At 36.2% G+C, this 13,187-nt stretch carries 13 protein-coding genes and 1 pseudogene; 4 read left to right on the top strand and 10 right to left on the bottom strand.

From position 1 onward, the window contains the following. Positions 1-143 precede the first annotated feature (143 nt). The 6 genes from MG290_RS06290 to MG290_RS06265 form a co-directional block, all read right to left on the bottom strand. On the bottom strand, positions 144-683 hold the full coding sequence (locus MG290_RS06290; RefSeq protein ID WP_264562969.1) for a DUF1697 domain-containing protein: 540 nt from the start codon (positions 681-683) through the stop codon (positions 144-146). Between the two features lie 6 nt (positions 684-689). Then, entirely contained in the window at positions 690-2,279 is a 1,590-nt protein-coding gene (locus MG290_RS06285; RefSeq protein ID WP_264562968.1) for a glycoside hydrolase family 10 protein, read from the bottom strand. A 307-nt stretch (positions 2,280-2,586) separates the two neighbouring features. Further along, positions 2,587-3,108 (bottom strand): SRPBCC family protein, encoded by a 522-nt coding sequence (locus MG290_RS06280; RefSeq protein WP_264562967.1) that lies wholly within the window; start codon positions 3,106-3,108, stop codon positions 2,587-2,589. A gap of 19 nt (positions 3,109-3,127) precedes the next feature. Beyond that, positions 3,128-3,571, bottom strand: a complete 444-nt coding sequence (locus tag MG290_RS06275) for a VOC family protein (RefSeq protein WP_264562966.1) — start codon at positions 3,569-3,571, stop codon at positions 3,128-3,130. 92 nt (positions 3,572-3,663) lie between these two features. Next, entirely contained in the window at positions 3,664-4,116 is a 453-nt protein-coding gene (locus MG290_RS06270; RefSeq protein WP_264562965.1) for a DUF1801 domain-containing protein, read from the bottom strand. A gap of 12 nt (positions 4,117-4,128) precedes the next feature. Next, positions 4,129-4,704: a Crp/Fnr family transcriptional regulator gene (locus MG290_RS06265; protein WP_264562964.1), complete on the bottom strand. Its 576-nt coding sequence runs from the start codon at positions 4,702-4,704 to the stop codon at positions 4,129-4,131. 108 nt (positions 4,705-4,812) lie between these two features. On the opposite strand from MG290_RS06265, the gene MG290_RS06260 reads away from it, so the two are divergent. Further along, positions 4,813-6,180: an aldehyde dehydrogenase family protein gene (locus MG290_RS06260; RefSeq protein WP_264562963.1), complete on the top strand. Its 1,368-nt coding sequence runs from the start codon at positions 4,813-4,815 to the stop codon at positions 6,178-6,180. Positions 6,181-6,217: 37 nt separating this feature from the next. Here the strand turns inward: MG290_RS06260 and MG290_RS06255 are convergent. Further along, positions 6,218-6,424, bottom strand: a pseudogene (locus tag MG290_RS06255) (M3 family metallopeptidase); the annotation flags it as partial. Between the two features lie 105 nt (positions 6,425-6,529). Between MG290_RS06255 and MG290_RS06250 the strand changes: the two are divergent. Then, a complete protein-coding gene (locus MG290_RS06250) occupies positions 6,530-7,534 on the top strand; it encodes a hypothetical protein (RefSeq protein ID WP_264562962.1) in 1,005 nt (334 codons plus the stop codon). A 4-nt stretch (positions 7,535-7,538) separates the two neighbouring features. Beyond that, positions 7,539-8,603 (top strand): T9SS type A sorting domain-containing protein, encoded by a 1,065-nt coding sequence (locus MG290_RS06245; protein WP_264562961.1) that lies wholly within the window; start codon positions 7,539-7,541, stop codon positions 8,601-8,603. A 48-nt stretch (positions 8,604-8,651) separates the two neighbouring features. Here the strand turns inward: MG290_RS06245 and MG290_RS06240 are convergent, their stop codons facing one another. The 3 genes from MG290_RS06240 to rlmB form a co-directional block, all read right to left on the bottom strand. Next, positions 8,652-10,670, bottom strand: coding sequence for a M3 family metallopeptidase (locus MG290_RS06240; protein ID WP_264562960.1), 2,019 nt, complete (start codon positions 10,668-10,670; stop codon positions 8,652-8,654). A 306-nt stretch (positions 10,671-10,976) separates the two neighbouring features. Further along, complete coding sequence (locus MG290_RS06235; protein WP_264562959.1) at positions 10,977-11,738, bottom strand: rhomboid family intramembrane serine protease; 762 nt, start codon at positions 11,736-11,738, stop codon at positions 10,977-10,979. 142 nt (positions 11,739-11,880) lie between these two features. Then, positions 11,881-12,618, bottom strand: a complete 738-nt coding sequence (gene rlmB / locus MG290_RS06230; protein ID WP_264562958.1) for a 23S rRNA (guanosine(2251)-2'-O)-methyltransferase RlmB — start codon at positions 12,616-12,618, stop codon at positions 11,881-11,883. 38 nt (positions 12,619-12,656) lie between these two features. Here rlmB and MG290_RS06225 point away from each other — a divergent pair, with 38 nt between their 5' ends. Next, positions 12,657-13,094 (top strand): hypothetical protein, encoded by a 438-nt coding sequence (locus MG290_RS06225; RefSeq protein WP_264562957.1) that lies wholly within the window; start codon positions 12,657-12,659, stop codon positions 13,092-13,094. Positions 13,095-13,187 lie beyond the last annotated feature (93 nt).

Here is a 13,187-nt window from a genome sequence, read left to right as displayed (position 1 = left end):
TTGGAATTTTAAAATGATTTATTCCTAAATATACAATAAAAATGCCAAAAACCGCTATTGCTTTAATAACAAAGGTTTCAAACGGTTTTGCTGTGTTTGTGCAAATATTTAATTGTGGAAAGTGTGCATAAATGCAACACTATCTAGATGGATTGTGCATATGCAATTACCTTTCGAATGGTGTTGAGGTTTCTGCCTGTGGCAATTGTTTGCAGTTTTTTTTCAAAAAAGTTGGTGTTCATTTTCGAAGCACCCATTCCATCAACCACATAAAAATAAAGCAACTTATGCAGTATTTTAAAAGCGTCGTTTCCCAGTTGAAAGGCGGTTGTTAAGGCATGCATCGCATCTTCCGAAGGAACATTCTTCATAAATGTAATAAACACTTTGTTGTTGGGCGCATCAGCCGGAAATGGATTGTATTGCAAAGCGGTTTCCACTTCCTGCACATCCAAACAAAATACAGCAATATCCAAATGAAAACGTTCTTGAATAAGCTGCTTTATTTGGTGTTCCACAACTGCTTTTTCCGCATTGCTTTTTAAGACTACATTTCCGCTTTGAATATAAGTAATCACATTTTTGAAACCAATTTCAGTTAAAGCAACTTTCAAATCGGCCATTTTAATGATGTTTTTGCCTGAAACATTTACAGCTCTCAGAAAAATGATGAATGTATCCATGAACAGCTATATTTTTTTTGCAGTATAATCACTTTCATTGCCCAAACGGTCAACGGCTTTTAAAACTATCATTTGGCAGTTTTTCCCGTTTTTAGATCGATTGATGATTTTGTTTAATTGATTTTTTGGAAGAATCTCTATTTGCCATTCGTTGCCGTATTGCGCATACAAAACCCATTGAAAAACATTGGTTTGGTTGCTGTTTGACCAATCGATTTTTACAGATGAATGTTCATCGCTTGCATTAAAATGGGGAGTTGCTATTTCGCTGGTTTTCATCCACGGACTCAATGGTACCAATGCTTTTTCTTTATACGGGTCGCTTTTCAAGGCAGGAATCATTTCGTTGTTGTTGGTTAATCCAGCAACGCTGTAATGAATGGCACCCACGCTGTTTTTGTTCAACACTTTGTTGGTAATTTTGATTTGATTCACAATTTCCGATGCACGGTTGGCTGCTTTCACTTCCACGGTGTTCAATCCAGGCCATAAATGGCGGTTCATAGTGTTTTCCTCTTGCCACCACTCCAACAAATCCTGAAATTTTTGTCGTTGTGAATTGATAGGCCAATACAATTGAGGCGAAAAATAGTCGATCCAGCCTTTATTTAACCATAATTTGGCATCGGCATACAATTCATCAAACTGTGAAGAACCCACCACACCCATAGGATAACCCGATTTCCAAATTCCAAACGGACTGATTCCAAACTTAACGTATGGTTTTTCTTGTTTGATTTCTTTGTGGATCCGTTCAATGAATTTATTCACATGATCTCTGCGCCAATCAGCTTTAGAAAGACTTCCATCGGCATTTTTATAGGTGTTCCATGAGGCAGTATCAGGAAAATCGGCACCGCCATTGTACGACGCATACGGATAAAAATAATCATCAAAATGCACCGCATCAATATCATAGCGCGATACAATATCTTTCACCACATTCGAAACATGGTCTTGTGTTTTGATACTCGCCGGATCAAACCAATACATTCCGTTTTTGAGTTTCACAATATTGCTGGGCGATTTTTTAACCATTGATTCACTGCTCACTGAACCACCGCTTAAATGATGTGCCCGATACGGATTCAGCCAAACATGTAACTCCAAACCGCGTTTATGAGCTTCTTCAATCCAAAATTCCAACGGATCATAATAAGGTGCAGGTGCTTTGCCTGTTTCGCCGGTTAAATAACACGACCACGGTTCATAATTGCTTTTATACAATGCATCTGCAGCCGGACGCACCTGAAAAATCACCGCATTGAAATTGGCATCTTCCAATAAATCGAGCAATTGTATTGCCTCTCGTTTTTGATCTTCGGTAGATAGATTTTTTCTGCTGGGCCAGTTGATATTGGCAACCGTAGCCACCCAAGCTGCCCGAAATTCCCGCTTCACTTCTGGGAGTTCTATTTTTGGTGTTGCTGTTTTCGAAGGTTGTTCAATAGGTTGCGGAGTAGGAGTTTCAGCTTCTACTTCAGATTTTTTTACAACCGTAACTTTAGGTTTTTGCTGCTGTTGCACCGCACAAGAAATTAATGATAAAGAGGCGAGTGCTATAAAAACCAAGTATTTATTTACTTTCAGTTTCATACAAATATAATAATGCACAAAAATAATAAGATTAATGGGTACCTGGCTAATTTTTAAGATTTTCTGTTATTAATTATAACATTGAAAGCAAACAGTTATTTCACAATGAAATCTCAATTCATTTAAAAAAGCTAACTAAGGAATAGTTTTGTTTTTCTGTATAATGTAAATTGTATTGCTGTAGAATGTAAAATAAATTGGTGTGAAACACAGTAATTTTTGCTAATCAACTGCTGTGAAGCAGTTAAAAGGTAGAGTTTTAAAACAACTTTGCCAAAGTTCCAAACTTTGGCAAAGTTTAATGGTTTTACTGCTTTTCTAAAACCGTTTTTAAATTGGCTGTTCCTTTTTCAAAATCTTTGTTCATGTCGTAAAAAAGGCTCATTAGGTTAAACGGATAAGGCATTTCGCCATCAACCACCCAGCGGACTTTGGTTTGGGTGTCGCTCACAGCCTCGGTGGTAAAATACGATTTTGCAGGTTCGGTGCTGTCCATTAAAAACAAATCAATGTCCACACGGCTGTTTTCATTGATTTTGGTAATTACTTGCGATCCGTTGCCCACTTCTTCGCTTTTCCAGCTGTATTTAAAACCTTCGGTACCGTCTGTTCCTTCTGATGTAGCTATAATATTTGGATCCAACTCAAACCAAACACCAAAATTTTCTTGGTTTTTAATGTGTTTCACATAGTTGAAAACTTCTGCATTGGGTTTGTTGATAACTGCCGAACCTTCTGCATGAAATGTTTTAGGAAGAATGGCCGCTGCAATCAATGCTAAAGCTACTAATCCTAACAGTGTAAGCAAGGTATATTTTAAAAATTTCATAGTATAAAAAGTTTTAAGTTTACTCCATTTTTTTATTTCCTTCAAAATGAATCATCCACCAAATTCCGAATTGATCTTGGAATGATGCATATAATTCTGCCCAAAACTGCTCGCTCAATTCCATTTCAATGTTCATTGCATTTTCAGACAGCGAAGCATATAAATCTTTTGCTTCTTGTGCTGTATCGGTGTCTAGCATTACATAGGTGCTGTTACCGTGTTTTAATTGATGTCCAAAACTCTCTAAACAATCCGACCCCATAATCATGGTGTTTTCATTTAGCATAATTGCGGTGTGCATGATTTTTTGCTTGTCTTCGTCGTTTATTGGAAATTCAGGGTTTTCAGGCATATCTCCAAATCGATTGATTCCAATGTTTGGTGTTTTAAACACTTTTTCATAGAACGAAAAAGCCTGTTCACAGTTGCCATTAAAATTTAAGTATGCATGAATTCTTGCCATAATATTTCAGTTTTTAAGATTTATATTATCAAAAGTAGTGCGGTATATACAAAATAAACTTACCTTATGACAAGATTTGAAACCGTATAAACTTATTTTTTTAATGTTGATTGATAAAGCGCAATATAATCGTTCACCGAAATTTTCTGCATTAGTTCTGCAATCAAATCAAAAGGAATAGCATCTGTTTTTTTGAATCGGATACAACTTTTTCCCATGTCTAATTTTCTTTTGCTGTGGTTGGGAAATTCGTTTACAAACCAATCATAAACAGCAGGTTGCATATAAATACCCATGTGATACAATGCGATATGGCTTTTTTGAGAAGCAATACTTATAAAAGGCAATGGCAATTCGGGCGAACAATGATAACCAGCCGGAAAAATACTTTTAGGCACAACAAAGCCAATGTTGTTATAAATAAACCGTTCTTCAAAACCTTCGGGAAGGTTGTTTTTAATAGTTTCATATAATTGGTGAAAGGCCTCTTGCCGTTCTGGAGCAACTTGCTCTAAATAGTCTTGTATGGTGTTGGGATTGTTCATAGATTCGCTTTTTTATGTTTTATATTCTTTTCTAATTCTGCTTAAACTGGTGTCGGTAATTCCTAAATACGACGCAATATGTTTTAAAGGGATTAATTGAAAAAGTTGTGGTTTTTGTTGAAGCAATTTGTCGTAGCGTTGTTTTGCTGAAAGGGTAAGCATTTCCATGCTGCGTTCTTTGAGTTCAAACAAAGCATTTGCCATCCATGCGCGTCCCCATTCTCTGAAACCATAAATGGCATGAAAAAGTTCTTGAAAATCGTCAAACATAATGCAAAGCATGGTGCAATTGGTGGCACATTGCCAGTTTTCTAGCGTTTTCTTTTTTTGAAACAAAGCATTTACATCAATAACCACCTCTCCTTCGGTATAAAGGTTTATGGTAATGGGGTTGCCATTGCTGTCGTGTACAAAACTGTGCACAGCACCTTCTAATAAAATATAGTAACAATTCAAGGTTTGTGCTTGTTCCAACAAAAACGAACCTTTTTCAAAATCAACCAAATGATGCTTTTTTAAAATTGTTTCATAATCGGCAGCAGTTAAATGTTCGTTTTGGTAACACTTTTGTATAACGTGAAGCAACATGGATTTTTTTTTCCGAACTTAAAAAAATAATTCATCTTTCGCAATAGTTTTCTTTTAAAACCACTTTTTTCCGAAGGATTTTTTATAACTTCAACAAAAAGAAATCATTTGGAAACGATAAAAAGCTTACGCACACATTTCTATACAGGCAAAACAAGAAGCTTTGCACACAGAAAGCATTGTTTGCAACAGTTTCAATCGATGCTGGATCACCACAAAGATGAAATGATTGCTGCAGTACAAGCCGATTTCAACAAACCTGCGTTTGAAACCTTGGCTACCGAAATTGCGATGTTGCAAAAAGAGTTGAATTATTTCAAAAAGCATTTAAAAAAGTGGGTTACTCCTCAACGGGTTTCATCAACCATATTGAATTTTCCATCGAAAGAAACCGTTGCGTATCAGCCTTATGGAGTTATTTTGATTATTGCTCCGTGGAATTATCCGCTTCTTTTGGCGTTGCAACCACTTTTGGCAGCTTTGGCGGCGGGCAACTGTGCCGTTTTGAAACCTTCGGAATTAACTGTACATACTTCTGCATTATTGGCGGGGTTAATCCCTAAATATTTCACAAAAGATTTGGTGCAAGTAATCGAAGGTGGTGTGGAAGAAACAACAGCACTTTTAGAACAAAAGTTTGATAAGATTTTTTTTACGGGGAGCACCGCTGTTGGTAAAATTGTGCATCAAGCTGCGGCTAAAAATCTCACACCGGTTGTTTTGGAATTGGGCGGAAAATCGCCTTGTGTTATCACGCCAAGTACGAATATTTCGTTAGCTGCCAAACGGATTGCTTATGCTAAATTTGTAAATGCCGGACAAACTTGTATTGCACCCGATTTTATTTTTATACATCCCAGCGTAGAAAAAGAATTTATTGCCGAAATGCAAAAGGTTTTAATAGATTTTTATGGAAAAGATCCAGAGAAATCTCCTTATTTCGCTCGGATTATTAACGAAAAACACCATAACAGGATTAAAAAATATCTTTCAGAAGGAAGTATATTGATGGGTGGAGCAACGAATGATGCTACCCGTTATATCGCGCCTACACTTCTAAAAGTTGAAAAGACAATCGATGAAGTGATGCAAACCGAAATTTTTGGTCCGGTATTGCCTCTTTTGATTTATAATCATATAAACGAAATTATTGCCTATAATCAAGAAAACGAAAAACCTTTGGCTTTTTATGTTTTTGGAGATGATACCGCGGAAATAGAAACTCTTTTGAACCATTGTCAATACGGTGGTGCGTGTGTAAACGATTGTTTGTCGCACATTATCAACAATAAACTGCCTTTTGGAGGAATTGGCGCCAGCGGTTTTGGGAATTACCACGGAAAATATAGTTTTGAAGCTTTTTCACAAACCAAAGCGGTGGTTTACCGAAAAACATGGTTTGACAGTAAAATAAAATATCCACCTTACACAGAAGATGCTTTTCAGTTACTAAAAAAAATGATGCGGTTTCTGTGAAAAAACAACAGCAACCCATTTAGGTTGCTGTTTTTAATCATATCAAGCCGGCACGTTTAAGCAATGCATTTGGCGATGGTTCTTGACCGCGGAATTTTTTATATAGCGTCATTGGGTGATCGGTTCCGCCTTGCGATAAAATAAAATCTTTAAATTTGGTAGCAATTTCTTTGTTAAAGATTCCGTTTTGTTCAAAATAATCAAAGGCATCGGCATCTAACACTTCTGCCCATTTGTAAGTGTACTATCAAAAAAAATATCATTGTAAGTTTTTTTTATTAGAAAAAAATAGTATTTTTTATTAATTTATACAGAATAATTTGTTAGTTTTATATTATTAATAATTATAATGATATATTATGAAGAATTTTTTAATTTTATTGGGGGGGTAATAACCCTTGTTGCTTGTTCAGATGATTTCTCACAAGTAAATGATTCGAACCAACCAAGTGAGGTTGTATTTGATGATGATTTTAAAAATTATAATAAGTCAGGTTCAGATTATGTTGTTAATACGATCGCTGGACCTTATAATTCAGCTTGGGATGTGAACAACATACGAACTGTAAGGCATTATTACGGCTGTACTTCTTTAGCTACTTATGGAAGCTATGTTCGTGTAACCCCTTACATAGGTTTAGCATACTACGATGGTGCCGATGATGGTACTTACAATACACCTACTGGTGCTTTTAATATAAATAGTGGTGCTTTCCCTAATTTATATGCAGGTGGTACAGAATATGGTAATTATATAGCTGCTAATCCTTTTATATTAGGAACCAGTGCGTATAGCCTTCATGAACTTGCTATACGCGAAAATGGTGGTGCAATTACACCGGGTGTTGGTGACCATTGTCAGGTAAACAATGCAGATGTTTTTGGTTACAATCCCGAGGGTATTTTTTTCGATTTACAAAATAACCACATTGTACAGCCTTTAGCATTAGCTGCGGGTACAACAGTTACACCACCAACAGGTTCTGCTACAAATGCAGAAACAAACTTATTGGCACAATATGGTAAAGTCATGTATTACAAAATTGAATTTAGCCCAAATGCAGATGTAGCTAATTTTATTGAAACTAGGTATGTTTTAGCTTTGGAGGCAACTGTATCTGATTTTCCATCTGCATGGGCAACAATGTCAATTACCGATACCCCTTTTGGAGGTGATTTATACTATGCAGCAGGAACAAGAGAAATAATTGTAGATGCACCTTCGTTAGCAACTTATCCGGGTTTTATGTACTCTGGATCAGCAGATGCTATATTTGGGCAAGCTAGAAGAATTGAAACCAGACATTATTTCCCTACATACCCTGATGACTATCTACAACTATTTATATATTAATAAGATGAGAGATTTTTTATATTTATTAATAGGTGTATTTTTTTCTGGAGCTACCTATGCGCAAATATTATTTACCGAAAATTTTAATAATTATGCATTGGGAGAAGTAAGTACCGATGCTACAGGAGCGATACCCGGAAAAGGCGGTTGGTATGTGAGAAAAGCATACCCTAACAACCCTGCACCTTGCGAAATTGTTAGTGAGGCTGGTAGAGGGAATGTATTGGCAATAGGCATTAATAAAAATAATTCTTCTCAAGGTAATGGTTCTTATTTAACTCAAAAAAATGTTAATACGTTATGGAACAACCGAGCATTAGGGAACGATATACTCAAGTTAGAATATGATATTTATATCGTAAATAATTTAATTAATAATGATCCATTTGCCGGAAGTGTTTTATTTTCAGAAATATTAGATAAAGTGGTATTTTTTAATGACATTAGAAATTATAATACCGCAATTCCATCCAACACAAAAGCTTACCTGCAAGCTGGTCACAATAACATAGGATTCTGGACGTATCTTAATCTAGGAAAAAACAATACTGCTGAATATGATAATTTTCCATACAATAGTTGGATTACGGTAGAATTTTTTATTGATTATAAATATGAATCTGGAGCTATTGTGGGTGGTGCTTTTTATGTACATATACCTGCTTTAAATATTTTAAAGAGAGCTAATTTTAATAATAGTGAGGATATTGCATCATTAACTATTATCGGTGCTGGGAATGGTGATCTTCCGGTAGTTGTTAAATATGATAATATTCAGCTAACTGCTTTAAATGCATTACCAACATATTTAGGAGTTGAAGACTTTATTTCGCAAAAGCTTAATTTATACCCTAATCCGGCACAAAGTGTTGTTAACATTACTAACAGCGAAAACATCTTGATAAATCATGTCGGTATTTATGATATACATGGTAAGCATTTGCGTAGTGAAAGTTTTAATAACGAATCACCAATACAGCTAAATGTAGAAAATTTATCAAGTGGTACTTATATGCTACACATAGAAACAAAACAAGGTACAGCAATAAAAAAGTTAGTTAAACAGTAGCAAAATTAAATAGAAAAAACAGCAACCCATTTAGGTTGCTGTTTTTAATTATATCAAGCCGGCACGTTTAAGCAGTGCATTTGGCGATGGTTCTTGCCCGCGGAATTTTTTGTAAAGCGTCATTGGGTGATCGGTTCCGCCTTGCGATAAAATAAAATCTTTGAATTTGGTAGCAATTTCTTTGTTGAAGATGCCGTTTTGTTCAAAATAATCAAAGGCATCGGCATCTAACACTTCTGCCCATTTGTACGAGTAATACCCTGCGGCGTATCCACCAGCGAAAATATGCGAAAAAGCAGTACTCATCACATTTTCAGCAACATCAGGATATAATTTTGTCGCTTCAAATTGTTGGTTTTCAAATTCTTTTAAACGGCCAATATTTTCTGGGTTTTTGGAATGCCAAGCCATATCCAACAAGCCAAAACTCAACTGACGCAAGGTTGCCATTCCTTCTAAAAAGTTGGCACTTTCTTTAATTTTATTGATGTATTGTTGTGGAATGGTTTCACCGGTTTCGTAATGCTTTGCAAACAATGCCAAAGTTTCGGGCTGATAGACCCAGTTTTCCATAATCTGACTTGGGAGTTCTACAAAATCCCAATAAACCGATGTTCCCGATAACGATGGATACGTTGTGTTTGCTAACATTCCGTGTAACGCGTGCCCAAACTCGTGAAACAACGTAGTCACTTCGTTAAAAGTCAGCAACGATGGTTTTGATGGAGTAGGAGGAGTGAAGTTGCACACAATAGAAATATGCGGACGTTCATTAACACCATTTTTAATCCATTGCGATTTAAACGATGTCATCCATGCACCGTTGCGCTTACCTTTTCGTGGGAAAAAGTCTGTGTATAACAACGCAATTTTTTCTCCGTTATCGTTGGTAACATCAAAAGTCTGCACATCGGCATGGTATTTATCAACCGTAAAAACTTCGGTAAAATGCAAACCAAACAATTTTTCGGCAACGGTAAAAGCTCCGTTTAAAACGTTTTCCAGTTTAAAATAAGGTTTCAGCGCTTCGTCGTCTAAATTAAAACGTTCTTGTTTCAATTTTTCGCTGTAATAGCTTCCGTCCCATTTTTCTAATCGGTCAATACCATCTAATTTTTTAGCATAAGCCGTTAATTCATCAAATTCTCTTTGAGCAGCGGGTTTAGCTTTTACCAATAAATCATTTAAAAAAGTCAATACTTTCTCCGGATTTTGTGCCATGCGTTCTTCCAAAACAAAGGTTGCATGGTTTTTATAACCTAATAAATGCGCACGTTTATTTCGCAATTTTACAATTTTAAGCACAATGTCTTCATTGTTGTATTCGTTTTTTTGGAAACCTTTTTTGCCATTTGCAATCGCAATTTCCTTGCGTAATTCACGGTTTTTAGCATAAGTTACAAATGGCAGATAGCTTGGAAAATCTAAAGTAAAAATCCAACCTTGTTTTTCTTGTTGAGTGGCACGATTTTTAGCAGCTTCGATTACACCATCGGGCAATCCGGCTAAATCTTCTTCGTTGGTAATGTGTAGTTGATAGGCATTGGTTTCAGCCAAAACATTCTCGTTAAACTGTAACGATAGAACCGATAATTGGGCATCAATTTCACGCAATACTGCTTTTTGTTCCTCGTTTAGCAAGGCACCGTTTCGCACAAATCCTTTGTAGGTTTTTTCTAGTAACGTGATTTGTTCCGTAGTTAATGTGGATTTATCAACAGTATCAAAAACTTGTTTTACGCGTTTGAACAACTCCGGATTTAGCGAAATATCGTTGCTAAAAGCCGATAGATTCGGAGCAATAATTTGGGCAATTTTTTGCAATTCTTCGTTTGTTTCAGCCGAATTCAAGTTAAAAAAAATGTTCGAAATACGGTCTAATTGCATACCCGAAAAAGCCATTGCTTCGATTGTGTTTTCAAAAGTGGGTGCATTGGTATTGCTTATTATTTCTTGTATTTCTGCTTTTGCCTGTTTAATGGCTTCGTTAAATGCTGGTTCGTAGTCGCTGTTTTTTATTTGTGAAAACGGAGCCGTGTCAAAAGCCGATAATAATATATTTTCCATAATTTGCTTAAAAGTTAAAGCCTAAAATTAAGGATTATATCGTTAAAGAACTATTAAAGCTAACTGAAAAATGATTATATTGGTTTTGTAGTAGATAACTCCTGCGAGGTCTTTTCAGTCTGTGTAGGTGTATTTTGACTTTGATTTGCTGTATTGTCGTTTTAATCTGGAATTTTAATGGCGTGTCGAATTTTGCACAAGGGATAGCAGCGGATAGCCCACAGCGGTTGCGGTTTTCACCGCAACCGCGAGGACTTGTAGCGAATAGCCCGGTGCGAAGCATGTGCCCAAAAGAGCTTGTTGGGATTAAGAGCTTTTTATAATGATGCGGTGGTTATGCATGCCGTTTTTGCGGTGAAAGGTGTCGTTGTACACATATCCGTTTTGATCTTTTCGTAATAAGGGCAGGGGATTGTAGTTGCCTTTTGCATCGAATTGTTTGATGAAATCGTCTTTGCTTTCATCGAAATCGGGGTGTTGCCAATCGTATTTGTACTGCGGTTCTAGTTGTGGTTTCTTTAAAAGATATGAAAGCAGCAGTCCGGAGATAAAACCCGCAAGATGACCTTGCCACGAAATGCCTTCTTCAATATCGGGCAGCATATACCAAACCGAACCTCCGTATAGAATAATCATCAGGAAAGAAATGGCCATTAAACGGTATTGTTTGCTGCGGATTCCAGTGAAAAACATATAGGCGGTTAACACATAAATCAGACCGCTTGCACCGATGTGGGTTCCGCTGGTAGCGATGAGCCATGTGCCAAGCCCTGACAACAAAATACCTCCAATAATTAATGTTTTCCAATTTTTGTAATAATAGTAGCAAATGAGTGGAAGCAACACTAAAAGTGCTAAGGTGTTGTTCCATAAATGTTGCAGAGAACCGTGTAAAAATGGCGAAAAAACAATTCCTCGCAAGCCTTTTACGGTGTGGGGTACAATACCAAAATGATTCCATTCTAAAAAGTAACGCCAGTTTAAATAATAAACCATCCACAGCGTAAGTATTGCTATAAAAGGCACCCAAAAAACGGCTGGGCGGTATTTTAATTGTTCTGTTTCCATAAAAGCCATCAATCAAAAATATACCCAAATAAAAAAGCCTGCCTTTTTGGCAGTTTTTGTGGTGATGGGTTTTTTGAAAGAATTTAAAAAAAGCCTCTGTACAGAATTAAAAAGGCTGTTGTATTTTGAAAAGGATAACGGATTACAAACGTTGCCTCACTGCTTCGTATAAAAAAGCACCACAAGCCACCGAAACGTTTAAGGAAGAAATGGTTCCAAACATAGGGAGCTTTGCTTTGTGGTCAATGATTTTTAGAACCGATGGATTCACACCTTTGTCTTCGGAACCCATGATGATGGCTATGCCTTGGTTAAAGTCGATATCGTAAATGTTGTTTTCGGTTTTCTCGGTAGCCGCAACGGTTGCAATTCCTGAACCTTGCAAATAGAAAACAGCATCTTTAATATGATCCACCTTACAAATCGGAATGTTAAAAACCGCACCTGCCGATGTTTTTACCGTATCACCGTTTACCGGAGCCGATCCTTGTTTTTGAATAATGATTCCGTCCACACCGGTGCATTCTGCCGTACGAATAATTGCACCAAAATTGCGGGCATCGCTCAACTGGTCTAAAATTAAAAAAAGCGGTTTGTCTTTTTTCTCTAAAACACCTTCAATCAATTGTTCCATCGAAACAAATTTAATTGGTGCGATAGATGCAACGGCACCTTGATGGTTGTTGAATTTGCTTAATTTGTTCAGTTTTTCAACCGGAACATACGAAAAATTCACGTTGTTTTTCTTCAGCGTTTTCATAAGCTCCTGCATTAAATCGCCCTGAGCTTCTTTTTGTATAAATACTTTATCTATTTCCTTTCCCGCGCTGATCGCTTCGATAACCGCACGAATTCCAAATATTTGATGTTCATTTTGCATGCTACAAAGATATTACTATATTTAATTAAAAATCAATAATGAAAAAAATACTGTTGTTATTTGGGCTTTTTGTAGCAAATTTTTCTTTTGGGCAGGAAATTATTTCGCAAGAACTTTATGAAGGAACTGTTTCAAACGATTTAAAAGTATCTTTTTATTTGAAGATAGAAGAAGACGGCTGCCCCAGAACAGTGGTTTCAGCAATCTATAAATACCAAAACAATAAACAAGATAATTGGATTCTTTTAGAAACCACATTTTCTGAACAAAAACAGCAATATACATTTGTAGAGCATTACAATACTGGGCTGATGTTGCTGAAAAGAATTGACAATCAATTAAAAGGAATTTGGATTTCGCCCGATGGTAAAAAGCAACTTCCGGTGCATCTTAAAAAAGTAAAAACCACTAAAACGGAAATTGAAAAGTTAGAAGATGCGTTGGAAAAAGAACATTACAAAGCGTATGATTGTTAAAAGCTTATATGTTTAATCATAAAAAAATGTGTAGTTTGCAGTTGCGAATTTTTTATGTAAATTTCCTACTGAAAATTTAGAAAAAAGTTTTAA

Source organism: Flavobacterium sp. CBA20B-1 (genome assembly GCF_028473145.1).
Lineage (GTDB): Bacteria > Bacteroidota > Bacteroidia > Flavobacteriales > Flavobacteriaceae > Flavobacterium.
The sequence above is the reverse complement of the archived record's forward strand: the minus strand, read 5'-3'. Positions and strand labels throughout refer to the sequence as shown.